Consider the following 26314-nt stretch of genomic DNA (forward strand, 5'->3'; position numbering starts at 1 on the left):
GGAGCACCGCATGTCCGACCTGCTGGAGAGGGCCGCGGCCCCGGCGCCCGAGGTGCTGGCGGCGTTCGAGTCGGCCACCGGCTTCATGCCGCTGGACGAGGGGCTCGCGCTGTACGCGGCGGCGCTCACCGCGGCCCGCGCCACCGGGCTGCCGGTGCTGGAGATCGGCACCTACTGCGGCCGCTCGGCGATCCTGCTCGCGGCGGCGGCCCGGGCGGCCGGGACGGTCGCGCTGACCGTCGACCACCACCGCGGCTCGGAGGAGCAGCAGCCCGGTTGGGAGTACCACGACCCGACGCTGGTCGACCCCGAGGTGGGGCTGATGGACACCCTGCCGCGCTTCCGCCGCACCCTGCACGCCGCCGGGCTGGAGGAGCACGTGGTGGCGCTGGTCGGCCGCTCGCCGCGGATCGCCGCGCTCTGGGGGCGCCCGCTCGGCCTGGTGTTCATCGACGGCGGCCACACCGACGAGCACGCGAGCGGCGACTACGAGGGCTGGGTGCCGCACCTGGCCCCGGAGGGCCTGCTGGTGGTCCACGATGTCTTCCCGGACCCGGCCGACGGCGGCCAGGCCCCGTACCGGGTGTACCTGCGGGCGCTCGCCGAGGGCTTCGAGGAGATCTCGGTGACCGGCTCCCTGCGCGTCCTGCGCCGCAAGCCGTAGTCTCGTGATGCCGGGGCCGCCGGGCGGGGGTTCGAACGGTACGGTGGCGCGCAGCACCAGGCAGAGCATCGGCGGACGGTGGGGGCCAGCAGCGACATGACGGACCAGCAGAACAGCGCTCCGGCGGTCTGGGACCCGACCGCGCGCGGCGGCGCCGGCGGCTGGGTGCGCAACCCGCAGCGCCCTGCCGACGACCGGCCCGCTCCCGTCGCCCCCGAGGCGGCGGAGGCTGCCGAGGCGTCGGCCGCGCCGGAGTCACCGGCCGCCGCGCCCGGGCCGGCGACCCCGCCGCCCCCGGCCCGGGCGCCGCACGCCCCCGCCTTCCCCCCGCAGCCGGCCGCCGCCCCGCCGCGGCCTCCGTACGGCGACGGCGACGCGGACGCGGACCGCCGGGCGAAGGTCCGCCGGGCCGCGCTGCTGGTCGGCTTCGCGGTGGTCCTGGTGCTGGCGGTCGTCGGCGGCATCATCGTCGGCCGCGACGCCGACGGCGACAACAACGAGGCCAAGCCCGGCACCGTTTCCGCTCCCCCGCCGGTCGACTCGAACAACCTGCCGCCGGTCCCCGCGCCCACCGCCGCCGACACCGCGCCGGCCACGCCCGCCCCGGCGGCCACCGGCGCGTCCTCCCCCGCCGCGACCACCGCCGGCCCGGCCGCCAAGGCCCAGGCACAGGCGGTGAACGACCTGCTCGCCACGGAGGCGGACGCCAGGGCCTCGATCGGCAACGCCCTCGCCAAGATCAGCAGCTGCCCGGCGAAGGCCGACATCGAGAGCACGGCGAAGACCCTGGAGGACGACGCCACGCGGCGCGACGGCCTGCTGACCCAGCTCACCAACCAGAGCGTCACGGACCTCCCGGGCGGCGTGGAGGCGGTGAACTCGCTCAAGTCCTATTGGCAGTCCACCTCCGCCGCCGACCGGGCGTACGCGGGCTGGGCGCGCGCCCTCGCCGGCCAGGGTTGCACCCACCCTGTCCCGAGCACCCCGGAGAAGACCCAGGCGGACGGGCTCGTCCAGCAGGCCGCCACGGCGAAGGGGGTCTTCTCCGGCAAGTGGCACTCGATCGCGACCACCAACGGCATCACCCCGCCCACCCAGGACAGGATCTGACCGCCCAGTGACCGGTTCCGCCCCCCAGCCGCCCCGCCGCTCCGCCCTGCTGCGCGCCGCCACCGCGGTGGCCGTGGTCGTTCCGCTCTGTACGGCCGGCTGGCTGGGCTGGCGGGCCATGGACGACACCGGTCCGGCGGGCGCCACGGCCTCCGCGTCGCCGATCGTCACACCGTTCACCACCCCGGCCCCGGCCGAGCCCCCCACCGGCACCCCCCTCACCCCTCCGGTCGCACCGCCGCCCTCGACCGAGGCCGCGGCCGCGACCCCGGCCCCCACCCCGTCCGAGACCCCCATGGCCACGCCGGCCGCCACCCCCGAGAAGCCGCCCGCCCCCCAGACGCCCGCCGACCTCACCGGCCGCACCGTCCTGCTCGACCCCGGCCACAACATCCGCAACTCCGCCCACACCGCCGAGATCAACCGTCAGGTGGACATCGGCAACGCCCGCAAGGAGTGCGACACCACCGGGACGGAGACCAACGCCGGCTACACCGAGGCCGAGTACACCCTGGACGTCTCCCGCCGGGCCCGCGCCATCCTGGCCGCCCGGGGCGCCAAGGTCGTGCTGACCCACGACGGCGACCGCCCCTGGGGCCCGTGCATCGACGAACGCGCCCGCGCGGGCGCCGACGCGCACGCCGACGTCGCGGTCTCGGTGCACGGGGACGGCGGCCCGGCGAGCGGCAGCGGGTTCCACGTGATCATGCCCGCCAGGGTGGTCGCGGGTAAGGCGGACAACGCGGCGATCGTCGACCCCTCGCACCGGCTCGGCCTCCTGCTGCGCGACCGGTTCCACGCCGCGACCGATGAGCCGTACGCGGACTACATCGCCAGGGACGGCCTCGACACCCGTTCCGACCTGGGCGGCCTCAACCTCTCGACGGTCCCCAAGGTGTTCATCGAGTGCGGTAACATGCGCAACTCGACGGACGCGAAGCGGATGACGGACCCTCAGTGGCGCCAACAGGCGGCCCAGGGGATCGCCGACGCGCTGACCGCGTTCCTGACGACCCAGTAGAAGACCGAAGCGCGATACCGGAGTTGAGCCGCGCACCAGCGGCGGGCGGCGCTCCGCCCGGGCCGCGCGGTTTGCAACGACTTCGCCCCATTCCCGGTCCCGCCGTGCACCGGCGGGACGGTTGGGCCTAGGCTTCTGGTCCGTTCGGGAGTTTCGGCTGGTCAGCCAGACCGCACGAAGCACCGTCCACGACACGTCAACGAGGGGAACGTTAGTGAATCTGCGCGCTCTCACCAGGGGAGACGCCGCCGTCGCAGGCGCGGCCGTCCTGCTCTTCATCGCCTCCTTCCTGCCCTACTGGACCGTGGATTGCAGCGGCCGGTACTGCGGGAACACCTCACAGAACGCGTGGAGCACCGAACTGTTCCCCGTCCTGCCCTCGATCTACCTGCTCGGCATCCTCGCCGCCGCGCTGATCCTGGTGCAGCGCTTCCAGGGCAAGGACGCGGCCAACCGCCAGGTGCTCGGCCTGCGGCTGGACCAGTGGGGCATCGCCTTCTCCGTCGCCGCGCTGTGGACCTCGGTCTGGTCCCTGGGCGGTGGCCCGTCCTCCGGCAGCTTCGGCCACGGCTTCGGCGCCTGGCTCGGCGTCATCGCGCTGGTCGTGCTCGCCGGCGCGGCCGCCGCGAGCCCCCTGGTGCCCGCGCTGAAGGCCCCGCTGGTCACCGACCGCCCGGCGACGGCGGCCGTCCCCGGCCAGTACGGCTACCCGGGCGCGCCCGGCCAGCCCGGCCAGCCCGGTCAGTACGGCTACCCGGCGCAGGGCCACGACCCGGCGTTCGGCGGCCAGGTCGCCCAGGGCGGCTACGGCTACCCGGGCGCCGGCCAGCCGGTCGCGACCGCCCAGCCGCAGGACGCCGCCCCGGCCCCGCAGCCGGCGCCCGCCCCGGCGGCGGACTTCCAGCCGTTCTGGTTCGCCGTCCCGGCCCCGCGCCAGCTGGCCCCGAAGGAGAACCCGGCCGGCGCCCCGGTCGGCGAGGTCGTGCCGGGCACCTGGTACCTGGCCGTCGAGCAGCGCGGCGCCGCCCTGGTCGCGCAGCTGCCGGACGGCACCCAGGGCGTGCTGGCCGACACCTCGGGCATCCAGCGCGGCTGACGTCCTCGGACGCGCGAGAGGGGCGGGACCGGAGAACCGGTCCCGCCCCTCTCGCATGGGCTCAGCAGCAGTCCTCGACCACCAGTCCGACGGGCAGCTGCTCCCCGCCGAAGACCGCGACCGTCGCCGGGTCCCCGCCGAGCGCGGCCACCGCGAGCAGCAGCGCCCCGGCCGTCCAGGTGGTGCGTTCCTCCGGCCAGATCGCGTCGTCCTCGAAGACGTACCCGGTCCAGTAGGAGCCGTCCTCGTGCCGCAGGTGCTTCTGGATCCAGCGCAGGATGTCCACCGCGCGGTCGGACTGGCCGATCGCCCAGAGCGCGAGCGCCAGTTCGGCGCTCTCCCCGCCGGTCACCCACGGGCGGTCGCTGACGCAGCGCACGCCGAGGCCGGGGACGACGAAGCGCGCCCAGTCCCGCTCGATCCGCTCCAGCGCCGCGTCACCGCGCAGGCCGGTGCCGAGCACCGGGTAGTACCAGTCCATCGAGTAGCGGCCCTTGTCCAGGAACCGCTCGGGGTGGTGGGCGACGGCGTGGCCCAGCCGCCCGGCGGCGAGCTCCCAGTCGGGCTGCGGCTCCTCCAGGTAGTCGGCGATGGCCAGGCCGCAGCGCAGCGCGTGCAGGATGCTGGACGAGCCGGTGAGCAGCGCCTCGCCGGTGGCGGTGCCGTCCTCGTCGACCCGCCAGGCGATCGGGCCGCCGGGCAGCCGCAGCGCGACGATGAAGTCCAGGGCGCGCCGGACGACTGGCCAGATCCACTCCAGGAAGGTGTCGTCGCCGGTGCTGAGGTGGTGGTGCCAGACCCCGACCGCGACGTACGCGCAGAAGTTGCTCTCCTTGGCCCGGTCGGTGACCACGCCGTCGGTGTAGGCGGCGTACCAGGAGCCGTCCGGGTTCTGGGTGGCCGCGAGCCAGCGGTAGGCGGCCTCGGCGGCGGCGTGCTCGCCGGCCGTGTCGAGGGCCATCGCGGCCTCGGTGTGGTCCCAGGGGTCGAGGTGGTGCCCGGCGAACCAGGGTATGGCGCCGTCGGGGCGCTGCTCGGCCAGGATGCTGCGCACGGTGCCGGCGGCCTGCTCGGCGTCGAGCACCCCGTCGAGCAGCAGCGCCTCGGGGACGGCGGCGGTCATGCCGCTCCGCCCGGCGCGCGGTTGGGCTTGGAGGCGTACGCGACGAAGCTCTTGCCGATGACCGGGTTGAGCGCCCGCTCGGCGGCCTTGGTGAGGGTGCTGATCACCGGGGTGCCGACGATGTCCCAGACGAGCAGCTGGTGGTACGCCTTGACCGGCAGCGCCTTGTCGTTGTCGACGCCGACCGCGCACTTGATCCACCAGTATGGCGAGTGCAGCGCGTGCGCGTGGTGGGTGCCGTACGGCTCCAGGCCGGCGTCCTTGAGCTTGCCGAGCAGCTCGTCGCCCCGGTAGATCCGGATGTGGCCGCCCTCGTTCGCGTGGTACTCGTCGGACAGCGCCCAGCAGATCTTCTCCGGCAGCCAGCGCGGCACGGTGACGGCGAGCAGGCCGCCCGGCTTGAGCACCCGGAACATCTCGTCGAGCACGCCCTTGTCGTCCGGGATGTGCTCCATCACCTCGGAGATGATGATCTTGTCGAAGTACTCGTCCTCGAACGGCAGCGCCAGCGCGTTGCCCTCCATCGCGACCGCCGACGCGCCCTCGGGGGCCTCACCGGCCTGCTCCATCGCCGCGAACCACTTCTTGACCTCGGCGATCTCCTCGGTGTTCTGGTCGAGGGCGATCACATTGGCGCCGCGGCGGTAGCACTCGAACGCGTGCCGGCCCCCGCCGCAGCCCAGGTCGAGCACCCGGTCGCCGGGGGCGAGCGGAAAGCGCGAGAAATCGACGGTCAGCACTTCAGGACTCCCATTCCTTTTGCTACCAAGCGTTCTTGACGCTTCGTCAGGCAGGCTCGGCGCCCGCCCGTCGCCTGACCCTCACCGGCTCGTCTCACCGGCTCGTCACCGTGAGGCGGTGGCGGCGAGGCGGCGGCTAGGCCACGTACCGCCAGCCCGGCCCCGACCGGGCCCGGGCGCCGACCCCGGTGGCGATCGCCGCGCGGTAGGCCTCGGCGGTCAGCTCGGCGGCCCGCTCCCAGGTGAACCGGGCCAGCACCCGCTCCCGTCCGGCCGTGCCGAGCGCGGCCCGCAGCTCCGGGTCGTCCAGCAGCCGGCCGAGCGCGGCGGCCAACGCGTCCGCCTCCCCCGGCGGCACCGCCAGGCAGGTCTCCCCGTCCGGGCCGGCCACCTCGGGGATCGCCCCGCCGGTGGTGGCGACCAGCGGGGTGCCGGTGGCCATCGCCTCGGCGGCGGGCAGCGAGAAGCCCTCGTACAGCGAGGGGACGCAGGCCACCTCGGCCGAGCGGTAGAGGTCCACCAGCTCCTGGTCGGTCAGCCCGCTGCGGAACTCGATGTGCTCGGCCAGCCCGAAGCGGCGCACCGCGTCGGCGACCGGCCCGTCCTCCTTCTGCGGCTTGCCGACCACCACCAGGTGGGCGTCCCGCTCGGTGCGGACCTTGGCGAGCGCCTCGACCAGGAAGACCAGGCCCTTCAGCGGCACGTCCGCGCTGGAGGTGGTGACGATCCGGCCGGGGACGCGCTCGATGTCCGCCGAGGGCGACCAGAGCCGGGTGTCGGCGCCGATCGGCACCACCGAGATCGCGCCCGGTGCGGCACCCAGGTGCTCGGCGATCTCGCGCTGCGAGGTGCCGGAGACGGTGATCACGTGATCCAGCCGGGCCGCGACCCGGCGCTGCATCCGGGTGAACGCATACCAGCGGCGCAGCGACAGCCGCTTGGCCCGGGTGGTGGCGGCGTCCAGCTCCAGCCGGCGGTCCACGGTGATCGGGTGGTGGATCGTCGTGACCAGCGGGAAGCCGTGCCGGGCCAGGCCCAGCAGGCCGTAGCCGAGGGTCTGGTTGTCGTGCACCACGTCGTAGCGGCCCTTGTGGGCGGCCAGGTAGTGGCGGGCGCGCAGCGAGAAGGTGAGCGGCTCGGGGAAGCCGCCGGTGCGCATGGTGGCGAACTCCAGCACGTCCACCGGGCCGCGGAACTCGTCGCGGGCGGGGGTGCGGAAGGGGTCGTCGGCGCGGTAGAGGTCCAGGCTGGGCAGCTCGACCAGGCGCACCGAGCCGGGGCCGTCGACCTCGTCCAGGACGGCGAAGGGCTGGGCCCCGATCACGTCCACGTGGTGGCCGAGCCTGGCCAGCTCCCGGGAGAGGTGCCGTACGTATACGCCCTGACCGCCGCAGAAGGGGTCCCCGCGGTACGAAAGCAGGGCAATCCGCAGCGGCTGCGCGGTCATCCTGGGCCCTCTTCTCTGGCTGCTGTCTGTGCTGCCGGACATGACGTCCGGTCGCTAAAGTAGATCAGGTTTCAGTGGCTGGGGAACTCGTGATCGACCACGTGAACAATGAGAGACCTCGAAGATACCGGCCCGTAGCTTTTCCTCAGGAGGCAGGGCTGGTGATTCCCGCCACGCCGGATCCTGCCGACCATGTGGAGCACGCCGCCACTCTCGCCCGCCCGGGAGCACCCTTGCCGTCGCCCTCTCCTTCGACCCTGCCCGGCTCGTCGCCGGGTTCGCCGTCCGCATCGACTCCGGGGGTGCCGCCGCTGACCGCGCGGCAGGCCGAGCGGCGCCGGCGCATCCTGCGGGCCGCCACCGCGCTGGCGGTGCGGGGCGGGTACGAGGCGGTGCAGATGCGGGAGGTCGCGGAGGGCGCCCAGGTCGCCCTCGGCACGCTCTACCGCTACTTCCCGTCCAAGGTCCACCTGCTGGTCGCGGTGATGCTGGAGCAGTTGCAGGGCCTCCAGGAGCACATCCGGCGCCACCCGCCGACCGACCCCGAACCGGCGCCGCGGGTCGCCGACACCCTCACCCGGGCCTTCCACGCGCTCCAGCGCGAACCGCTGCTCGCCGAGGCGATGGTCCGGGCGCTGTCCTTCGCGGACCGCTCGGTCGGGGCCGAGGTGGACCAGGTCAGCGTGGCCACCGGACAGCTCATCCTGGACGCCATCGGCCAGTCCGGACCGCCCACCGAGAGCCAGCGGGCGGCGGTGCGGGTGATCGAGCACACCTGGCACTCGGCGCTGGTCGCCTGGCTCTCCGGACGCGCCTCGATCGCCGAGGTACGGGCCGATCTGCACACCGCGGCGCGACTGCTCACCCTGCCCTGAACCCGGCGCCCACTGGAACGTGTTCCTGCCGCGGCCGGGCCGTTGGCGCGCTCCGGCGGCTAAAGTCGACGGGCAGGACAACTCCATCCCGTTCCTCTCCCGGGGAAAGCCGGTGCGAATCCGGCGCTGACCCGCAGCCGTGAGCCCGGCGCCGTACCCGGCCGCCCGGACGAGTCGGAGCACCCGGGGAGGGGCGAGCGGCCGGACCAGGCGCACCCGCCCGGCACCGTCGAGGACTACGGAACGGCCCCCGCCCGGGCCACCACCGCTCACCGAAAGGCACACCCGCACCATGCTGACCGCCGCCCGCCTGGGCGCCGCCACCCTGTCCGCCGCGCTGCTCACCGGCCTCGCCGCCGGACCGGCCCTCGCCGACACCCCCGCGCCGACCACCGCCGCCGCCCCGGACGGCCTGTACGGCAAGAGCGACCCCACGTACGACGGCGTCTGGCGGCAGTCGCTGGCGCTCACCGCCCTCACGGCGGCCAAGGTCACCCCGGCCGACTCGGCGGTCGGCTGGCTCACCGGACAGCAGTGCGAGGACGGCGGCTGGCCCTCCTACCGGGCGCCCGGCGCGGCCTGCGACGCCAAGACCGAGGACAGCAACGCCACCGCCGTCGCCATCCAGGCCCTGGTGGCCCTCGGCGGCCACCAGGACGCCGTCGACAAGGGCGTCGCCTGGCTCAAGGCCAACCAGAACGCCGACGGCAGCTGGGCCTACAACCCGGGCAGCCCCGGCGACGCCAACTCCACCGGGCTCGCCGTCAACGCGCTGTTCGCCGCCAAGACCGACCCGGCGGGCGTCGCCAAGGCCGGCAAGTCCGCCTTCGACGGGCTCGCCCTGTTCCAGCTCGGCTGCGCGGCCCCCGCCGACCAGCGCGGCGCCTTCGCCTACCAGCCCGACCCGGCCGGCGGCCCGCTCACCCCGAACGCCCTGGCCAGCGGCCAGGCCGCGCTCGCCGCCGTCGGCGGTCACCTGCCGGTCGCCGGCTCGGTGCACTCCGACGCCGCGCCCAAGGCGCTCGACTGCGCCTCCGACACCGCGGCCCCGGTGTCGCACGCGGACTCCGGCGAGGCCGTCGGCGCCTACCTGACCGCCCAGCTCGCGGCGGGCGGCAACCACCTCAGCCTCACCACCCCGGGCGCCGAGCCCAAGCCCGACTACACCGCCACCGCCTGGGCCGCCCTCGCCCTCACCCAGAGCGGCCACTCCCAGCAGGCCGCCGGCACCGTCGACTGGCTCGCCAAGGAGGGCGCCGCCTGGACCAAGGACGGCAGCGACGCCGGCGCCACCGCCACCCTGCTGCTGGTCTCCCAGGCCGCCCACCGCGACACCGCCGCCCTGACCGGCCGGCTCACCGCCCTCGGCCCGGCGCCCAAGGCCACCGGGGCCGCCGCCTCGGCGACCGCCGCCCCGGAGAAGAAGAAGGACGGCGGCATCGGCCAGTACTGGCTGATCGGCGTCGGCCTGCTCGTCGGCGTCGGCGGCGGCCTCCTGCTCAGCCTCCAGCGCAAGCGCAACCCGCACGCCTGATGCGACGCCACTCCCACCCCGCCCCGACCGCGCTCGCCGCGGTGCTCCTCCCCCTGCTCGGGGCGGTGCTGCTGCTCGTCTCCGCCGCCCCGGCCCAGGCGGCCGGGTACCGGTACTGGTCGTTCTGGCGCGACGCCGACGGCGGCTGGGCGTACCAGCAGCAGGGGCCCGCCATCGCGGTGCCGCCGGACGGCGCCGTGGACGGGTGGCGGTTCGCGCTCAGCCCGGACGGCGGGCAGAACGCCACGAAGCCGCGGACGGCCGGGAGCTTCGCCGACATCTGCGCGGCCGCCCCCGTGCAGGAGGGCCACAAGCGGGTGGCCGTCGTGCTGGACTTCGGGACCGCCGAGGACGCCGGTTCGTCCGCCGCCCCGGTGCCCGAGCAGCGCACGGCCTGCGCCAGCGTCACGCCCCGCGCCACCTCGGCCGAGGTGCTGGCCGCCGTCGCCCCGCCGCTGCGCTACGACAACAACGGCCTGCTGTGCGCCATCTCCGGCTACCCGAAGGCGGGTTGCGGCGACCAGGCCGACGCGGCGGGCGCGGCCCCGTCGGACACCGGAGCCGCCTCGTCCGCCGACCACGGCAGCGGCCCCGACGTCGGCCTGATCGCCGGTGGCGCGCTGGTCGCCGTCCTCGCGGGCGGCGCCTTCTGGCAAGCCCGTCGCCGCCGCAACTCCTAACTCCCAGGACCGCACCGTGAGCAGCACCGCCGCCCGTAGCACCCGGCCGCCCACCGGCCCCCGTCAACTACACCCCGGGGCCTGGTGGTTGTGGGCGCTCGGGCTGGGCGCGGCGGCCACCCGGACCACCAATCCGGCGATCCTGCTGCTGCTCGCCGCCGTCGCCGGGTACGTGGTCGCGGCCCGGCGCGGCGACGCCCCCTGGTCGCGTTCGTACGGGGCGTTCCTGCGTCTGGGCCTGCTGGTGCTCGGCATCCGGCTGGTGTTCGCGGTGTTCCTCGGCTCGCCGATCCCCGGCACCCATGTGCTGTTCACCCTGCCCGAACTCCCGCTGCCCACCTGGGCGCAGGGCGTGCGGATCGGCGGCCGGGTGACCGTCGAAGGGCTGCTCGCGGCCCTGTACGACGGGCTGCGGCTGGCCACCCTGCTGATCTGCGTCGGCGCCGCCAACTCCCTGGCCAGCCCGGCCCGGCTGCTGCGCGCTCTGCCCGGCGCGCTCTACGAGGCGGGTGTCGCCGTGGTGGTGGCGATGACCTTCGCGCCGAACCTGGTCGCGGACGTCCGCCGGCTGCGCGCCGCACGCCGGCTGCGCGGCCGTACGGACAAGGGGATCGCCGCCGTGCTGAGCGTCGGACTCCCGGTGCTGGAAGGCGCGTTGGAGCGGTCCATCGCGCTGGCCGCCGCGATGGACACCCGGGGCTTCGGCCGCACCGCCGACGTGCCGCGCCCCCTCGCCCGGGTGACGGCCGCGCTCACCCTGGCCGGCCTGCTCGGGGTCTGCCTGGCCGCGTACGGGCTGCTGACGGCCGGCGGCGCGGGCTGGGCGCCGCCGGTGCTGCTGCTCGGCCTGGCCACCGCCTTCGCCGGGCTGCTGCTCGGCAGCCGACGCTCCGTCAGATCCCGCTACCGGCCCGATCCCTGGGCGCTGCCCGAGTGGCTGACCGCCGGTTCCGGGGCGGCCGTGGCGGCCCTCACCACCTACCTGGCCACCCGGGACCCGGCCGCGTTCGCCCCCACCGTCGTCCCGCCGACCGTCCCCTCCCTGCCGCTGGCCGCCGTCCTGACCGTCCTGCTCGGCCTGATACCGGCGTTCGCCGCCCCGACCCCGCCCCGGAGGGCATCGTGATCACCTTCGAGCAGGTCTCCGTCCGGTACGCGGACGCCGCCGCGCCCGTCCTGAACAACGTCGACCTGGTCGTCCCCGAGGGTGAGCTCTGCCTGCTGGTGGGCCCGTCCGGCTCCGGCAAGTCCACCCTGCTGGGCACGGTCAGCGGCCTGGTGCCACACTTCACCGGCGGGGTGCTGCACGGCCGGGTCACCGTCGGCGGCCGGGACACCCGTGAGCACCGGCCACGCGAACTCGCCGACCTGGTCGGCACGGTGGGGCAGGACCCGCTGGCGCACTTCGTCACCGACACGGTGGAGGACGAACTCGCCTACGGCATGGAGTCCCTGGGCCTGCCGAGCGACGTGATGCGCCGCCGGGTCGAGGAGACCCTCGACCTGCTCGGCCTCGCCGACCTGCGCGACCGTTCGCTCAACTCCCTCTCCGGCGGCCAGCAGCAGCGCGTCGCGATCGGCTCGGTGCTCACCGTGCACCCGCGCGTCCTGGTCCTGGACGAGCCCACCTCGGCGCTCGACCCGGGCGCCGCCGAGGAGGTGCTCGCCGTCCTCCAGCGGCTGGTGCACGACCTCGGCACCACCGTGCTGCTGGCCGAGCACCGGCTGGAGCGGGTCGTCCAGTACGCCGACCAGGTGCTGCTGCTCACCCCCGACGCCCCGCCCGTCCTCGGCGAGCCCGCCGAAGTGATGGCGCACTCCCCGGTGCACCCGCCGGTGGTCGGCCTCGGCCGGCTCGCGGGCTGGCGGCCGCTGCCGCTCTCGGTGCGCGACGCGCGCCGCAAGGCCGCCGCGCTACGCACCGACCTGGACGGCCGGGTGCCCGCCCCGGTCGCTCCCCCCACCGCCGAGCCGATCGCCGCGGCCGACCGCCTCGCCGTCCGGCGCGGCCCCGTCCCGGCCCTGCGCGGCGTGGACCTCGCGCTGCGCCCCGGCGAGATCACCGCCCTGATGGGCCGCAACGGCGCCGGCAAGTCCACCCTGCTGGGCAGCCTGGTCGGCCTGCACACCCCCGCCTCCGGCAGCGTCCGGGTCGGCGGCCGCACCCCGCACCGCACCCGCCCCGCCGAGCTGATCCGCGAGGTCGGCCTCGTCCCGCAGGACCCGCGCGACCTGCTGTACGGCGAGTCCGTCACCGCCGAGTGCGCCGCGGCGGACACGGACGCGGGCGCCCCCGCGGGCACCTGCCGCGCGCTGGTCGAACGCCTGCTGCCCGGCATCGCCGACGACACCCACCCCCGCGACCTCTCCGAGGGCCAGCGGCTCACCCTCGCCCTCGCCGTCGTGCTCACCGCCCGGCCCCCGCTGCTGCTCCTGGACGAGCCGACCCGCGGCCTCGACTACGCCGCCAAGGCCCGACTCGTGGAGATCCTGCGCTCACTGGCGGCCGAGAACCACGCCGTCCTGCTGGCCACCCACGACGTCGAGCTGGCGGCCGAGCTCGCCCACCGCACGGTGATCCTGGCCGAGGGCGAGATCGTCGCGGACGGGCCGACCGCGGAGGTCGTGGTCTCCTCCCCCGCCTTCGCCCCGCAGGTCGCCAAGGTGCTGGCGCCCGGGCCGTGGCTCACCGTCGGGCAGGTCGCGGAGGCGCTGAGCGCATGAGCAGCCGTCCCGTCCCGCTCGGGCGCCGATCGATCACGGCGCTGCTCCTCGTCACGGCCGTCGGCGTCGCCGCCTTCGGCTGGCCGCTGCTCGCCTCCACCGGCTCGGCGCTGGTCGGCCACTCCGCGGACGCCCCCTGGCTGTTCGCGCTGCTGCTGCCGCTGCTGCTCGCCGTCGTCATCGCCCAGATCTCCGAGGGCCGCTCGGCGGGCGGCGGCGCGCCCGGCCTGGACGCCAAGTCCGTCGCCCTGCTGGGGGTGTTGGCGGCGGCCGGTGCCGCGCTGCGGCCGCTCGGCGCGGGCACGGCCGGGCTGGAGCCGATGTTCTTCCTGATGGTGCTGTCCGGGCGGGTGCTCGGGCCGGGCTTCGGCTTCGTGCTCGGCTCGCTGTCGATGTTCGCCTCCGCGCTGCTGACCGGCGGGGTCGGGCCGTGGCTGCCGTTCCAGATGCTCGCCATGGGCTGGGTCTGCCTCGGCGCCGGGCTGCTGCCGGGGGCCTCCTCCCTGCGCGGCCGCCGCGAGCTCCTGCTGCTCGCCGGATACGGAGCCGTCGCGTCACTGCTGTACGGCACGATCATGAACCTCCAGGGCTGGCCGTACATCGGCGGCCTGGCCGGCTCCATCTCCTTCGTCCCCGGCGACCCGCTGCCCGACAACCTGGTCCGCTTCGCGGCCTACTGCCTGACCACCTCCCTGGGGTGGGACCTGCCCCGGGCTGTTCTGACCGTCGTCCTGTGCCTCACCCTCGGCACCCCCGTCCTGCGCGCCCTGCGCCGCACCACCCGCCGCGCCGCCTTCGACGCCCCGGTCACCTTCCGCCCGCCGGAGCGGTGAGCCGCGGCGCCCGGCGGACGTAGGCCTTCGCCGCGGGGAGGAACTCCGGCATGACTCACCCATGTGGGCGGCGCCAACCCGCACTCCCCCCGCGCGCCCCCGGACTCGCGCGCTCGACGGCGCCAAGATGGCGGCGACACCCCCGCGCGACCTTCCAGGAGCAGAGCCATGACCGAGCAACTCCCCGCCGTCGCCGTCGCCATCGTCGTCAAGGACGGACGGGTGCTGATGGTGCGACGGCGGATCGCCGAGGGAGAGCTGTCCTGGCAGTTCCCGGCCGGGGAGGTCGAGGCCAGGGAGTCGCCCGAGGCGGCGGCCGTCCGGGAGACCGCCGAGGAGACCGGCCTGCACGTGGCGGCGGCGAAGGTGCTCGGCGAGCGGGTGCACCCGCAGAACGGGCGGCGGATGTTCTACACGGCCTGCGAGGTGGTCGGCGGCGCCGCCACGGTGGTGGACTCCGACGAGCTGGACCGGGTGGTCTGGGCGTCCCGCGCCGAGCTGGCCGAATACGTGCCGTTCCCGATGTTCCCGCCGGTGCGGCAGCACCTGGACGGCCTGCTCACCGGTTAGGCGAGGCCGGTGCACCGGACCGCCGCTCCGATGTCGGACAAACCTATGATGGCGGGCATGGGCGTTCAGCATTCCACCGACGAAGCCGTCATCCGGGTCGTGGGAGCGGCCGTCAACAACCTCAGAAATGTCAGCCTGGACCTGCCGAAGAAGGCCCTCACGGTCGTCACCGGCATTTCCGGGTCCGGCAAGTCGTCGCTGGTGCTCGACACCGTCGCCGCCGAAGCGCAGCGCCTCGTGAACGACACCTACGCCTCCTTCGTACGGAACCGGCTTCCGCACATGCCGGCGCCCGAGGTGCAGTCGATGAGCGGCCTCACCTTCACCGCGATCATCGACCAGCGCCGGTTCACCGGGAACTCCCGGTCGACCGTCGCCACCGCCTCCGACCTCGCCCCGCTGCTCAGGCTCGTGTTCTCCCGGGTCGGCGAGCCGTCCGCCGGGTACTCCCCCGCGTACTCCTTCAACGACCCGGCCGGCATGTGCCCCGCCTGCGAGGGCCTCGGCACCGTGGTCGACATCGACATCGAGGAGCTGATCGACCCCGACCGGAACATCGACGAAGGGCCCGTGCGGTTCAGTCAATTCCGGCCCGGCGTCTACCGCTGGAAGCGCTTCGCCCACTGCGGTCTGTTCGACCGGAAAAAGCCGATGCGGGATTACACGGAGGAGGAGATGCGGCTCTTCCTCTACGCGGACCAGCTCAAACTGCCGAATCCCGATCCGCAATTCCCGAAGACCGCCCGCTTCGACGGCGTCGTCACCCGGATGCGCGACGTGTACGTGAAGAACCGCCCGGCCAAGATGTCCCCGCAGGTCCGCGAGGAGCTGGAACGCCTCACCACCCACCAGGTCTGCCCCGAGTGCGACGGCGCCCGGCTGAACGCCGCCGCCCGGGCCAGCCTCGTCGACGGGCGTTCGATCGTGGACTGGTCGGCCATGTCGGTGGCCGAACTCCGGGAACTGCTGGAGACCTTGGACGATCCCCGGGTGGCCCCGGCGCTCGCCGGCATCCGCCACACCCTGGACGCGCTGCTCTCGGTCGGGCTCGGCTACCTCTCGCTCGACCGCGAGTCCTCGACCCTCTCGGGCGGTGAGGCGCAGCGGGTGAAGATCGTCCGGCACCTCGGCAGCGCGCTCACCGACATCACCTACGTCTTCGACGAGCCATCGACCGGCCTGCACCCGGCCGACGTCCAGCGCCTCAACCGGCTCCTGCTGCGGTTGCGCGACGCCGGGAACACCGTCCTCGTCGTGGAGCACCACCCCCAGGTGATCCGGGTCGCCGACCACGTGGTCGACATGGGGCCGGGCGCCGGCGCCGGCGGGGGCCTGGTGCAGTTCGAGGGGACGCCGGAGGAACTGCGGGCGAGCGGCACCGCCACCGGGCGGCTGCTCTCCACCCCGCTGGAGCTGCGGCGCACCGTCCGCGCGCCACGCGGGCACGTCCGGGTCACGGACGCCCGCGCGCACAACCTCACCGGCTTCGACGTCGACATCCCGATCGGCGCCCTCACCGCCGTCACGGGCGTCGCGGGCTCCGGCAAGAGCTCCCTCGCCACCAACGAACTCCCCAGGCAGCACCGGGAGTTCACGGTGGTCGGGCAGGATCCGCTGCGCGGCGGCGTACGGTCGATGCCGCTCAGCATCCTCGGCGTCGCCGACGCGGTGCGCGAGGCGTTCGGCCGCGCGTCCGGGCTCGAACCGGCCTGGTTCAGCTTCAACTCCAAGGGGGCCTGCCCCGCCTGCCGGGGCAAGGGCCACATCACCACCGAACTCGCCTTCCTGGACGACGTCGCCACCCCCTGCGACGCCTGCGGGGGCGAGCGCTTCAACCCCACGGCCCTGAAGGCGGAACTCGACGGCCACACCATCGCGGACGTCCTGCGGATGGCGGCGGGCCCCGTCGCCGAACTCTTCGCCGACCGCCCCGACATCGCGGGGCCGATGCGGTGGCTGGAGCGCGTCGGGCTCGGCTACACCGCCGTCGGGCAGTCGCTCGACACCCTCTCCGGCGGCGAGAAGCAGCGGCTGCTGCTCGCCCGGCACCTCAGCGCCTCCGCCGACTTCGCCGAGGAGCGGATCGTCCTGGACGAACCGACGACCGGCCTGCACCCCAGCGACGTACAGCGACTGGACACGCTCTTCGCCGAGCTCGTGGACGCGGGCGCGACCCTCGTCGTGGTCGAGCACAACCTGCTCGTCGTCGCCCAGGCGGACCACGTGATCGACATCGGCCCCGGCGCCGGGGCGGACGGCGGTCGGCTGCTCTTCGCCGGCCCGCCGGCGGAACTCGCCGGCCGGACGGACTCGCTCACCGGGCGGGCCCTCGCCGAGGCGTCGGCCCGCTAGCTTGTGCCCCGCGGCGCCGGGAGCGAAGGCGTTCGGGGAAGCCAGTGGAACTACGTCAGTTGCGCGTCTTCGAGGCCGTCGCCGCCCACCGCGCGGTCGGCGGCGCGGCCGTGGCGCTCGGGCTCCGCCTCCTCCACCCCTGGGCCCCGGGCCGATCCATCGAGTCCCCTGCGTGGGCCTTCCGGGCGTGATGGGATCATGGGCGCGCTCAGAGGAGGGCGGATCCGTGAACGAAGGAACGCGCAGGGCCTTGCTGATCGGGGTGGGCGAGACCCCGGCCGCGGCACATCGTTTCCCCCCGCTGCGAAACGCGGTCACCGCGGACCTGAACGAACTGGGCGCGGCCCTCACCGACGCCGGCTACGACGTCGAAACCCTGCGGGACCCGACCCGCAACGAGATCGCCGACCGCATCACCCGGATCGCACAGGACGCCCCGGACGGTGGCACCCTGCTGCTCTACTTCTCCGGGCACGGCATCCGAATCCGCGATACCGACTACCTGCTACCCGCCGACGCGCTGGCCCCCGCCGACGGCGATCCCGCGGCCTGGGAGCAACCGCACATCGCGGAGTCACTACTCGAAGCGGACATCAGCAAGTACCTGTCCGGCCGCACCACCGGAACCGTCCTCTGGCTGATCGACGCCTGCCGCTCAGCCGAGGACGGCGGCCCGGTGGTCTTCGGCAGCGGCATCACCAAGGGTCCGGCCGACGGCGGCTTCGCCGTCATGACGGGCTGCAAGCCCGGTCAGCGCTGCGGCTACACGGACGCCGGCAGCTTCTTCACCCGGGCGCTCGCCGAGGCCTTCGGGCCGCTGACCGAGGCCGCCACCGTGGAGCAGATCCATCGAACGGCCTCCCTTCGCACCCGCCAACTGGCGCTGCGCCACCGGGCGGACCCGCAGGAGGTCCGGATCCACTACGGCAGAGACCTGGAGGACGAGACCCGGCGGACGGTCGTCGCCCCGAGCCGACGGCTGCTCGAATCCTGGCGCGAGGCTGTACACGCGCCCGAACTCTGGGCCCGGGTCCCGGCCTCGGACCAGTGCCTGATCCCCCGCTTCCACGAACTGTTGACCACCCTCGCCGCCGAGACGGCTCGCGAAGTCCACCGAGCGCAGTCCCGGCTGCCCGATCCCTGGGCCGACGACGACTTTCCGGTCCGGCTCCTCCGCCGCCGACTTCCACAAATTCTCGGCGAAGGCGTCGAGTTGTCCGCACTGGAGGTCGCCGCGCTGATCGCCGGGGTCTTCCTCCACGAGGCGGCCTGGGCCGACCGGCTCAGCCAAGCGTATGAGGTCGCCCCGCACTTCGTACGTCCACGGAAGAACGGCGACGCACTCCGGGCGCACTATGAGCAGATCGTCAAGCACCACCCGCAGATCGCCGAGAAGCTCGCCCGGATCTATGAGTGGTACGAGAATCCGCCACCGGCGGACAGGCACGCGGTCGCCCTCTGGTTGACGCACCGCTGGATCGCCGACCGGTTCGAGACCGACGACCAGCCGGTGCCGGCGGATCGAACCGACAGGTTCGCCGCCCGGATCCTGGAAGCCGACGAGTCGGCCTTGTCCGGCGATGCCGACCGTGCCCGCGAGTTGTCCTCCGCCCTTCAGCTCATCGCTGCGGCACCCACGCTCGGACTGGCCTCCGACCGGCCGCCCTCCTTTCCCACCCGCCATGCCCTGCCTGAACGCTCTCAAGAACTCCGGTTCCGCCCGCTCACCGCACTCCTGCGACTGGCCTCCCTGCTGGCCTTCGACGCCCGCGCCCTGCCCGAGGTGCTGGCCGAACACCTGGCCGTCTCCGATCGGATACGACCGCAGGAGGTGATCAGTGTCCTCCGAGGGGCGGTCTGGGACGCCGAGGACCACGAGGGAGCGCCACGGGACCTACACCTCGACGCCGTATGTCCGCACCCGGCGCTGCACGCCGCGCTCAGCAGCGTCGTGGAGGACGTCGACGAGCTGAGCCAGGCGTTCCGGGACACGGCCCACACCATGGCCGCGCGCGATGCCCTGCTACTCGCCGGGCTGCCGGCCCGCGCCACGGACCGCCGTCTCAGGCCCGCCGGATCGCCGGATCGACAGGCCTACACCGTCCCCCTCTTGCAGTTCTCACTCGCCCAGACCGAGGTGCGCCGCCTCCTGATGGGGGAGAAGCTCTACGACGGCGAACGGGGCCTCGCGCTGCGCGAGATGTACCAGAACGCCATGGACGCCTGCCGCTACCGTGAGATGCGCCTGCGGTACCGAACCGCGTTGGGCCGGAAGCCCGCACCGTGGTCCGGCGCCATCCGCATAGCCACCGGCACGGACCCCCGGGGCCGTTATGTCGAGTGCGTCGACAACGGCGTCGGCATGACGGTCGATCAGCTCACCAGTACGTTCACCCGAGCCGGGCGCCGCTTCGAGCAGTCCCGCGCCTTCCGGCGGGAGCAGGCTGCCTGGCTCCGGCACGACCGCTCACTCCGGCTCTACCCCAACAGCCGATTCGGCATCGGCGTCTTCAGCTACTTCATGCTGGCCGAAGAAATGACGATCACCACACGTCCGGTCGACGAGGAGGGTCGACCCGCCGCCAACGCCCTACGGGTCGAAGTGTCGAGCGGCGGAAGTCTGTTTCGGGTCCAGCAGGAGGATGGCGAACTCGACGACGGCCTCCCCGAGGGCGGCACACGCGTGCGGCTCTACCTCCGCGACGAGTACACCCTCACGGGCTCGGCCTGTGCGGACGTGCTTCGGTCGCTGGTACTCGTCAGCGAGTTCAGGCTGGAAGCGTGGAGCGATGACACGTGCGATCAGGTGTGGCTGCCGGGCGCCCTTCAACCAGGCGGCAGCCAACGACTCATCATGTCGGAGGCGGCCGTCGAAGCCGTGCCGGGAACGCTCTGGTGGGTCAAGGCACAGGGGGCGGTCCTCTGCGACGGCATCGCCACCGATTCCCGCCCCTTCGGATACGTACTCAACCTGACCGGCCCCCACGCCGGCGAATTGAGCGTCAACCGCAAGAAGCTCGAACGCTACGACCTCCAGTGGGAGGCCGAGCAGTGGCGGTTGGGCGCCGAAGCCCTCATGTCCTGGGCCGAACTCGACCTCGACTGGCTCCACGGACTGGAGAACCGCAACCTCAAGGCGGCTCGGGTGCTCCGAAAGGAGTGGCATGGCCGCGGAGTTCGGGCCCGGGTCGGGAGCGGACATCGGAACACGGTCGACCTGGACGAGGTCGGCTGGTTCTCCGTCGACCAGTGGCTTGGCGAAAAGCACCGCCACGACTACGACAAGCGGAACGTGAGGGAAGCGCTCCGGCCCTGGAGACCCGCCATGCTTCGCAAGCGCCAGGCCGCGCGGGCGGACGGGCCTTTCTCGCCGGTGGGACATCCGGTGCCCGAGCCCGGCTGGTCTGCGGTTGCCACCACGGACACCACGGACTGGCGCAACGTGGTCTCGCTCGCCCACACCCAGGACACCACACCGGCGGAGATCCTTCGCGCCGCCCGCGGATTGCGGGTGGCGCACCCCTCGTTCGCCGGGCCCGCCGTACGCGAAGGAACCGTGGACTGGGAGCCCACCTACATCGACTCGGTGATCGTGAAGGCATTGCTGCCTCCTGACGAGCCGAGGTTCCAGACCGATGCGCATCAGGCACGTCACAACCGCCCCGGGAGCGGCTACGGGCATGTGCCGTCGGATCTCAGCGGTATCGTCCGCGCCTCCGTGACGAACGGATACCCACTCGGCGAGTTGGCCGAGGCCTGTGCGCGCTACGCCCCGTTCCTCCCCAAGCCGATCGGGACGGTGCCGGATCACCACCGCGACCACATCAGCGACGAGAACGATCTCCGGCTCCTCTACACACCAGAGGATGCGAGGACCTGGCGGCCGGTGGCCCACCCCTGGGACATCCCCGTCGTGGCCGGATCCCTGGACATCAGCCTCGCCGAGGCCTGGTCGCGAGTCTCCCGATTCTCGTGGCTCGGACGACCGGCACCCGATCCGGAACTCGTCTTCCTCTGGGCGGACGTCCCCTACGAGGTGGAGGCAGTACTCCGGTGCTACGTCATCCAGGCTCCTGACGGCAGCGCGACGCTCCCCTGGGCCGCGACAATCGCTCTGGCCGCAGAGTGGGGAATCTCCCTGCGCAAGGCCGAGAAGCTCCTCGCTCGCGAGGCCGACCGGCTGCGTCTGGCCTACCGGCGACGGTATTCAAACGGCTCGTCCGGGCGCGGCCGGATCCCGGAAGAGGCCACCGCGGACGTCGTCGCCCAGCTGCACAACCTGGGCTTCCGGCTGGAAGACGGGTTCTCCCTTCGCGATCTCGCGTTCGCCCGCGACTATGAGACATCATGGCCTGAACTCGCCGAATCCCTTGACGATCTGCGTGACGCCGGGGTGGATGTTCCGGATGCCGGCCGGCTGCTACGAGCCTGGGACGACCTGCCTCTACCGAGCAAATACGCGTTCTCCGGCCGCGACCCGTCCTACGACGGTGCGGACTACCCCGTACTTCCGAGTTCGGAGGTGTTGTTCACCGGCAGCCAGCAACTCCAGCAGAAACTCTCGTTCCTCTGGAAGACCGCAGCCAAGGAGTCTCGCCGCCTGGGCCTCGAACCGGAGGTCCTGGCCCAGGACCTGAGCGCCGAACTGAAGAACTTCCGACCCACGTGGCATGAAATCCATGCGCTCATCGACTTGGGCGAAGACGAGAACTTCGACGAGTGGTTCGAAAGTCCCCGCTGGACCCGTCTCACCCCGGCGGCTCTCATCCGATATGCCCGCGCAAAGAATGTGGGAGCACGCGCCGCATTCCAGCTGCTGGCTCCGCTGCGGACGATCGGTGCGCCGATACCGGAGCTCGATGCCGATGCCATCATCGGACTGCCCGACGAGGTACCGGTCGACGACGATGCGAGCGCCCTCGATCCGACGTGCCGGGTGTCCGCCCCGACCGAGCCGATCGGCCCGCTGGACCTCGTCAGCATCGCCGGCCGGCTCGGCGAGCCGCTGCCCCGCTCCTGGCGTCGCATCGAGCCGTACCTCCCGCTGGAGCCGACGGCACCGTCACCGATGACCGGCATTCCCGACCTCATTCCGACGTGGCAGGATCTGGCGATCCTCTCCCAAGGCCTCGACGGCATGCTGCCCGCGGTCTCGGGCCGGGTGACACCGGAGCGCCTCGCCTTCGCCGCCGAAGGCGTCGGGCAATCCGTCGCATGGATCCGGGAACGACTCGGGAGGTACGCGGAGCTCTTCGGCCTGGAAATCTCACCGGAAACCGACGCGGAGGATCGAGCTTGACACGGCAACGCTCACACGAATTCGACAAAACCTATGCCGAAGAGTACTTCGGCATCATCGGCACCACGGGTTTCAGCCAGCGCCCCACCGCCGACGGGCGCGGGGTCATCGTGAGTGGCACGTGCCCGCGCTGTCACGGCCGGACCGAGACGGAGATCCCCCAGGGGATTCCGGGGGTCGGCGGGAAGGGGTTCCTCGACCTGCTCATCGGTCGGGGAAGTGGAACGAGTGAACCCGAACCGCTGGTCGGGGAGGTGCACTTCTGCGAATGCGGACACGCGCACCCCGGACTACCCCCGGACTCCTGCTTCATCGGCTGCGGTGGAAGCTGGAGAGTCCAGCCGTGAACACCCGCTCCGACCGCCGCTGGGCCGAGCTGGCCCGCGAACTCGAATTCACCCGGCTGCCCGAGCTCCGCCGACAGGCCGAAGGCTGGCGAACCGGACTGACCGGACTGACCGCACTGCTCACGGTACTGGCCTTGCTGAAGGGCCGGGACAACCTGGCCGATCTGCCGGACTGGGCACGATTGGCGGCCACCGGTCTGCTGGTGGGAGCCTTCGCGCTGCTCGTCACCGGCTCGCTCCTCGCGATGCGATCGGCCCACGGCGCACCCGAACCGGAGATCTTGCTGGGCGGGCAGGCGCTTCGCCGCTGGACCGAACGGGAAGCGTCCCGGGTGACCACGGCGCTGGCCCGGGCGTCGGCATGCTGCGTGCTCGGCCTCGTGCTGATCGTGGGCGCCGTGGCCGTCACCTGGACGGCCACCCAGACCAAGGCCGCGAATCTCGTCAGCGTCACGACCCCCTCCGGCGAGACGTGCGGCGAACTGGTGTCAGCGGATCAGCACCAGCTCCTGATCCGCCCGACGACGGCGGCCTCCGGCGTCACGGCCGTGCCCCTGGGGAACCTTCTGGGCATGCGTCCCGTCACATCGTGCTGAGCACAGCGAGACCGGGAACCGTCCGACCGGGAACACGCTCCTGGTCGAACGGTTCGCGGTACGGACGTCAGGCCTTGGGGCCGGTGGACTGGACGACGTCGAAGGACCAGAGGGTGGAGCCGGTGGCGGCGGGGCGCTTGGGGGCTTCGTCGGCGGGGCCGTTCTGGTGGGCGGAGCGCATGGGGCCCTCCATCCAGGCCTTGAAGGACTCCTCGTCGCGCCAGCGGGTGTAGACGAGGTACTGGTCGGTGCCCTCGACGGGGCGGAGGAGCTCGAACCACTCGAAGCCGTCCGAGTTCTCCACGGCGCCGGCCCGGGAGGCGAAGCGCTGCTCCAGGACCTCGCGCTGCTCGGCGGGCACGGTCAGGACGTTGATCTTGACGACGGACATGCTGCTCCTTCTGCTCCGGTGACTGCTTACGGGCAGCAGTCTGCTACACCTCACGGTCGGGCGGGTCGGCGACCCGTTCCGGCGTGGCACCCCGCGCCGGTTCGGCGCCGGATCGCAGACAACGACCTTGCCGGAGTCAGGACTTGGGCAGGCCTTGGCGCGCCAGGGTCTGGTTCTTGTACGCCTTCACGCCGGTGATCTCGGGGCCGAACCAGTCCGGCGCCGGGAACGCCGCCGCCTCGGGCTCCGAGTCGAACTCGACTTCGGCGGTGCGCAGTCCGGCCAGTTCGCCCTGGTAGACGTCGACGTAGACGGTGACACCGGACGCGTCGAAGGTGTAGCGGTCCTTGGCCAGGCGGGCGCCCTCGGTGGCCGGCCAGAGGTCGGCGAACTCCCCTTCGTCCAGCTCGCGCTCCACCTCGATCCGGACGGGGGAGGGTTCCGGGCCCGAGGTGCCCCGCTTGACGCCGAGGACGAAGCTGCCGCCGATCCGCCGCAGCCGTACTTCCGTCCCGTCCTCCTTGATCGCGATGTACCCCTGCTCGATGTGCTGCCGCACCGCCGTCGGCGGCGGCTCGAAGGCGCTCAGCAGGAACTTGCGCTCGATCTCGACCGGCATGGCAAGACCGCCCTTCCACGCGTCAGAACGACCGGCCCTCCCCACGGTACGGCCCCTGTGGCCTCTCCTGGTCGGGCCGGTCGCGGAGGTCCGCGCAGAGCGAGGAGCTGAGCCGGTTCAGCACCCCGGCGAGGTCGGCGTACCGCTGCTCGTCCCAGTCCCCCAGCAGTTCGGCGAGCTGGGTGCGGCGGGCGGCGACCAGCCGCAGCGCCGCCTCCTCCCCCGGTTCGGTGAGCCGCAGCGGCAGCCGGCCCGAACGTGCCGCCAGCCCCCGGCCCTCCACCTCCCGGACGGCGTCCTCGATGACGGAGACCGGGACGATCCGCCGCTCGGCCAGTTCGGCCGGCTCGACCGAACCGTGCTGGTGCATCTGGAGGAGCAGCCAGCTGGAGGCGGGCAGCAGGTCCAGCCCGGCGGTCGCGGTGATCCGCCGGAAGAGGTCGCGCCGGGCCTCGCGGCTGTTCAGCACCGAGAGGGCGCGGGCGATCTCGTCCAGCGAGGTGCGCTCCACCGGGTTGAACCCGATGGACTCGCTGAGGTCCGGCGCGGTGACGGTGGAGCGCAGCTTCTGCTCGCGCAGGAACAGCGACAGGACGAAGGCGACCACCGCGACCGGCACCGCGTACAGGAACACCCTCGTGATCGCCTCGGCGTACGCGTGGTAGACCCCGGGCTGGACGGCGGCCGGCAGCTGCGGGATGACCCGCGGGTCGGAGGTGATGACCTCCGGACGGAAGCCGGGCGGCAGCGGCACCCCGGCCAGGGCGTCGGCGAGCCGGCTGCGCAGTCCGCTCGCGAAGACCGTCCCGAAGATGGAGACGCCGAAGGAGGCCCCGATGGAGCGGAAGAAGGTGGCACCCGCGGTGGCCACGCCGAGGTCCTCGTAGCCGACCGAGTTCTGCACGATCAGCACCAGCACCTGCATCACCAGGCCCAGCCCGAGGCCGAAGACCAGGAAGTAGCCGCTCATCTCGGCGGTGCTGCTGTGCTCGTCCAGCCGGGAGAGCAGCAGCAGCCCGATGGTGGTCACGGCCGTACCGGCGATCGGGAAGATCCGGTAGTGACCGGTACGGGCGACGATCTGACCGGAGCCGATCGAGGTGAGCAGCATGCCGAGCACCATCGGCAGCATGTGGATGCCGGACATGGTGGGCGACACCTGCTGGACCACCTGGAGGAAGGTCGGCAGGTAGGTGAGCGCGCCGAACATCGCGAAGCCGATCACGAAGGAGATCACCGCGACCAGGCTGAACGTCCGCGAGCGGAACAGCCGCAGCGGCAGCACCGGCTCCGCCGCCGTCCGCTCGACCAGGACGAAGGCGAGCAGCAGCACCAGCCCGAGCACGCCGAAGCCGACGATCTGCCAGGAGCTCCAGGCCCAGGTCGTCCCGCCGAGCGAGGTCATCAGCACCAGACAGGTGGCGACGGCGGCGATCAGCGCGGTGCCGAGGTAGTCGATCCGGTGCTCGCGCCGGACCTCCAGCCCGTGCAGCACCGCAGCGATCACCACCAGGGCGACGATGCCGATCGGCAGGTTGATGTAGAAGACCCAGCGCCAGCTGAGGTGGTCGACGAACAGTCCGCCGAGCAGCGGCCCGAGCACGCTGGTGACGCCGAACACCGCGCCGAACAGGCCCTGGTAGCGGCCCCGGTCCCGAGGGGCGACGAGGTCGCCGACGATCGCCTGGGAGAGCACCATCAGCCCGCCGCCGCCCAGGCCCTGGAGAGCGCGGAAGGCGATCAGCTCGCCCATGTTCTGGGCGATCCCGCACAGCACCGAGCCGAGCAGGAAGATCACGATGGAGGCCTGGAAGAAGCGCTTCCGGCCGTACATGTCGCCGAGCTTGCCCCACAGCGGGGTGGCGGCGGTGGAGGCCAGCAGATAGGCGGTGACCACCCAGGAGAGGTGGTCGAGGCCGCCGAGGTCGCTGACGATGGTCGGCAGCGCGGTGGAGACGATGGTCTGGTCGAGGGCGGCGAGCAGCATCGCCAGCAGCAGGGCGCCGATCGGCACCCAGAGATTGGGCACGGTGACCGCCGGCGGGCCGGACTCCCCCACGGGGCTCCGGCCGGACGCGGCACTCGGCTCGGTCATGGCGTGTCCGTGGGCGTCATGGCGTCTCCCTGCTCACCGCGCCGGGTCGGTTCGCCCCGATTCGTTCCGTCGGGTTGAGCCGAGCGTAAGCGCCGGGGACAACCGCCGCGCCCCGGGCGTTCCCGGAGGGGTCAACCGGCGCCGACCGGCATCACGGCCCCACCGAGGGACGGACGCCCCTGTCCACCCCTCGGACGG

General features: G+C 73.1%; 20 protein-coding genes. 14 read left to right on the forward strand and 6 right to left on the reverse strand.

Annotated elements, in window-relative coordinates:
* The first annotated feature begins 10 nt into the window (after positions 1-10).
* The 4 genes from QWJ13_RS05845 (at position 11) to QWJ13_RS05860 (ending at position 3891) form a co-directional block, all read left to right on the forward strand.
* The gene (locus tag QWJ13_RS05845; RefSeq protein WP_316520951.1) at positions 11-664 is read left to right on the forward strand and encodes a class I SAM-dependent methyltransferase; all 654 of its coding nucleotides are present in this window, start codon (positions 11-13) and stop codon (positions 662-664) included.
* A gap of 96 nt (positions 665-760) precedes the next feature.
* A complete protein-coding gene (locus QWJ13_RS05850) occupies positions 761-1774 on the forward strand; it encodes a hypothetical protein (RefSeq protein WP_316520952.1) in 1014 nt (337 codons plus the stop codon).
* Positions 1775-1781: 7 nt separating this feature from the next.
* Positions 1782-2795, forward strand: coding sequence for an N-acetylmuramoyl-L-alanine amidase (locus QWJ13_RS05855; protein WP_316520953.1), 1014 nt, complete (start codon positions 1782-1784; stop codon positions 2793-2795).
* Positions 2796-3009: 214 nt separating this feature from the next.
* Positions 3010-3891, forward strand: a complete 882-nt coding sequence (locus tag QWJ13_RS05860) for a hypothetical protein (protein WP_316520954.1) — start codon at positions 3010-3012, stop codon at positions 3889-3891.
* A 61-nt stretch (positions 3892-3952) separates the two neighbouring features.
* Here QWJ13_RS05860 and QWJ13_RS05865 read toward each other — a convergent pair whose 3' ends face one another.
* From QWJ13_RS05865 to QWJ13_RS05875, 3 genes are all read right to left on the reverse strand, one after another.
* Positions 3953-5014, reverse strand: a complete 1062-nt coding sequence (locus QWJ13_RS05865; RefSeq protein ID WP_316520955.1) for a prenyltransferase/squalene oxidase repeat-containing protein — start codon at positions 5012-5014, stop codon at positions 3953-3955.
* Positions 5011-5754, reverse strand: a complete 744-nt coding sequence (locus QWJ13_RS05870; protein WP_316520956.1) for a class I SAM-dependent methyltransferase — start codon at positions 5752-5754, stop codon at positions 5011-5013. The genes QWJ13_RS05865 and QWJ13_RS05870 overlap by 4 nt, the downstream gene beginning before the upstream one ends.
* Positions 5755-5890: 136 nt before the next feature.
* Positions 5891-7201: a glycosyltransferase family 4 protein gene (locus tag QWJ13_RS05875; RefSeq protein ID WP_316520957.1), complete on the reverse strand. Its 1311-nt coding sequence runs from the start codon at positions 7199-7201 to the stop codon at positions 5891-5893.
* 257 nt (positions 7202-7458) lie between these two features.
* On the opposite strand from QWJ13_RS05875, the gene QWJ13_RS05880 reads away from it, so the two are divergent.
* From QWJ13_RS05880 to QWJ13_RS05925, 10 genes are all read left to right on the forward strand, one after another.
* Positions 7459-8076 carry a TetR family transcriptional regulator gene (locus QWJ13_RS05880; RefSeq protein ID WP_316521702.1) on the forward strand — a complete coding sequence of 206 codons (618 nt, stop codon included), beginning with the start codon at positions 7459-7461 and terminating at the stop codon, positions 8074-8076.
* 292 nt (positions 8077-8368) lie between these two features.
* A complete protein-coding gene (locus QWJ13_RS05885) occupies positions 8369-9610 on the forward strand; it encodes an SCO2321 family membrane protein (protein ID WP_316520958.1) in 1242 nt (413 codons plus the stop codon).
* On the forward strand, positions 9610-10290 hold the full coding sequence (locus QWJ13_RS05890) for an SCO2322 family protein (protein ID WP_316520959.1): 681 nt from the start codon (positions 9610-9612) through the stop codon (positions 10288-10290). The genes QWJ13_RS05885 and QWJ13_RS05890 overlap by 1 nt, the downstream gene beginning before the upstream one ends.
* 16 nt (positions 10291-10306) lie before the next feature.
* Positions 10307-11416: a CbiQ family ECF transporter T component gene (locus tag QWJ13_RS05895; RefSeq protein WP_316520960.1), complete on the forward strand. Its 1110-nt coding sequence runs from the start codon at positions 10307-10309 to the stop codon at positions 11414-11416.
* Positions 11413-13014 (forward strand): ABC transporter ATP-binding protein, encoded by a 1602-nt coding sequence (locus QWJ13_RS05900; protein ID WP_316520961.1) that lies wholly within the window; start codon positions 11413-11415, stop codon positions 13012-13014. The genes QWJ13_RS05895 and QWJ13_RS05900 overlap by 4 nt, the downstream gene beginning before the upstream one ends.
* Positions 13011-13847 carry an ECF transporter S component gene (locus tag QWJ13_RS05905; RefSeq protein ID WP_316520962.1) on the forward strand — a complete coding sequence of 279 codons (837 nt, stop codon included), beginning with the start codon at positions 13011-13013 and terminating at the stop codon, positions 13845-13847. The genes QWJ13_RS05900 and QWJ13_RS05905 overlap by 4 nt, the downstream gene beginning before the upstream one ends.
* Before the next feature lie 168 nt (positions 13848-14015).
* Positions 14016-14417, forward strand: coding sequence for an NUDIX hydrolase (locus tag QWJ13_RS05910; protein WP_316520963.1), 402 nt, complete (start codon positions 14016-14018; stop codon positions 14415-14417).
* A 57-nt stretch (positions 14418-14474) separates the two neighbouring features.
* Positions 14475-16769: an excinuclease ABC subunit UvrA gene (locus tag QWJ13_RS05915; protein ID WP_316520964.1), complete on the forward strand. Its 2295-nt coding sequence runs from the start codon at positions 14475-14477 to the stop codon at positions 16767-16769.
* 226 nt (positions 16770-16995) lie between these two features.
* Positions 16996-22068, forward strand: coding sequence for an HD domain-containing protein (locus QWJ13_RS05920; protein WP_316520965.1), 5073 nt, complete (start codon positions 16996-16998; stop codon positions 22066-22068).
* A 343-nt stretch (positions 22069-22411) separates the two neighbouring features.
* Positions 22412-23011, forward strand: a complete 600-nt coding sequence (locus QWJ13_RS05925; protein WP_316520966.1) for a hypothetical protein — start codon at positions 22412-22414, stop codon at positions 23009-23011.
* Between the two features lie 67 nt (positions 23012-23078).
* Here the strand turns inward: QWJ13_RS05925 and QWJ13_RS05930 are convergent, their stop codons facing one another.
* The 3 genes from QWJ13_RS05930 to QWJ13_RS05940 all read right to left on the reverse strand — a co-directional run bounded on the left by QWJ13_RS05930 (position 23079) and on the right by QWJ13_RS05940 (position 26116).
* Positions 23079-23402 (reverse strand): antibiotic biosynthesis monooxygenase family protein, encoded by a 324-nt coding sequence (locus QWJ13_RS05930; protein ID WP_316520967.1) that lies wholly within the window; start codon positions 23400-23402, stop codon positions 23079-23081.
* A 136-nt stretch (positions 23403-23538) separates the two neighbouring features.
* Positions 23539-24021, reverse strand: a complete 483-nt coding sequence (locus QWJ13_RS05935; RefSeq protein ID WP_316520968.1) for a CYTH domain-containing protein — start codon at positions 24019-24021, stop codon at positions 23539-23541.
* A gap of 22 nt (positions 24022-24043) precedes the next feature.
* Positions 24044-26116 (reverse strand): MFS transporter, encoded by a 2073-nt coding sequence (locus QWJ13_RS05940; protein WP_316520969.1) that lies wholly within the window; start codon positions 26114-26116, stop codon positions 24044-24046.
* Positions 26117-26314 lie beyond the last annotated feature (198 nt).

It is taken from the genome of Kitasatospora brasiliensis, assembly GCF_032654805.1.
In the GTDB taxonomy this organism is placed as follows: domain Bacteria; phylum Actinomycetota; class Actinomycetes; order Streptomycetales; family Streptomycetaceae; genus Kitasatospora; species Kitasatospora brasiliensis.

Bases quoted from the DNA above. Each gene is read 5' to 3' on its own strand.
- QWJ13_RS05930 (WP_316520967.1), bottom strand. From the start codon at position 23,402: ATGTCCGTCGTCAAGATCAACGTCCTGACCGTGCCCGCCGAGCAGCGC.
- QWJ13_RS05865 (WP_316520955.1), bottom strand. From the start codon at position 5,014: ATGACCGCCGCCGTCCCCGAGGCGCTGCTGCTCGACGGGGTGCTCGAC.
- QWJ13_RS05940 (WP_316520969.1), bottom strand. From the start codon at position 26,116: ATGACCGAGCCGAGTGCCGCGTCCGGCCGGAGCCCCGTGGGGGAGTCC.
- QWJ13_RS05885 (WP_316520958.1), top strand. From the start codon at position 8,369: ATGCTGACCGCCGCCCGCCTGGGCGCCGCCACCCTGTCCGCCGCGCTG.
- QWJ13_RS05875 (WP_316520957.1), bottom strand. From the start codon at position 7,201: ATGACCGCGCAGCCGCTGCGGATTGCCCTGCTTTCGTACCGCGGGGAC.
- QWJ13_RS05915 (WP_316520964.1), top strand. From the start codon at position 14,475: ATGGGCGTTCAGCATTCCACCGACGAAGCCGTCATCCGGGTCGTGGGA.
- QWJ13_RS05845 (WP_316520951.1), top strand. From the start codon at position 11: ATGTCCGACCTGCTGGAGAGGGCCGCGGCCCCGGCGCCCGAGGTGCTG.
- QWJ13_RS05890 (WP_316520959.1), top strand. From the start codon at position 9,610: ATGCGACGCCACTCCCACCCCGCCCCGACCGCGCTCGCCGCGGTGCTC.
- QWJ13_RS05935 (WP_316520968.1), bottom strand. From the start codon at position 24,021: ATGCCGGTCGAGATCGAGCGCAAGTTCCTGCTGAGCGCCTTCGAGCCG.
- QWJ13_RS05905 (WP_316520962.1), top strand. From the start codon at position 13,011: ATGAGCAGCCGTCCCGTCCCGCTCGGGCGCCGATCGATCACGGCGCTG.
- QWJ13_RS05850 (WP_316520952.1), top strand. From the start codon at position 761: ATGACGGACCAGCAGAACAGCGCTCCGGCGGTCTGGGACCCGACCGCG.
- QWJ13_RS05910 (WP_316520963.1), top strand. From the start codon at position 14,016: ATGACCGAGCAACTCCCCGCCGTCGCCGTCGCCATCGTCGTCAAGGAC.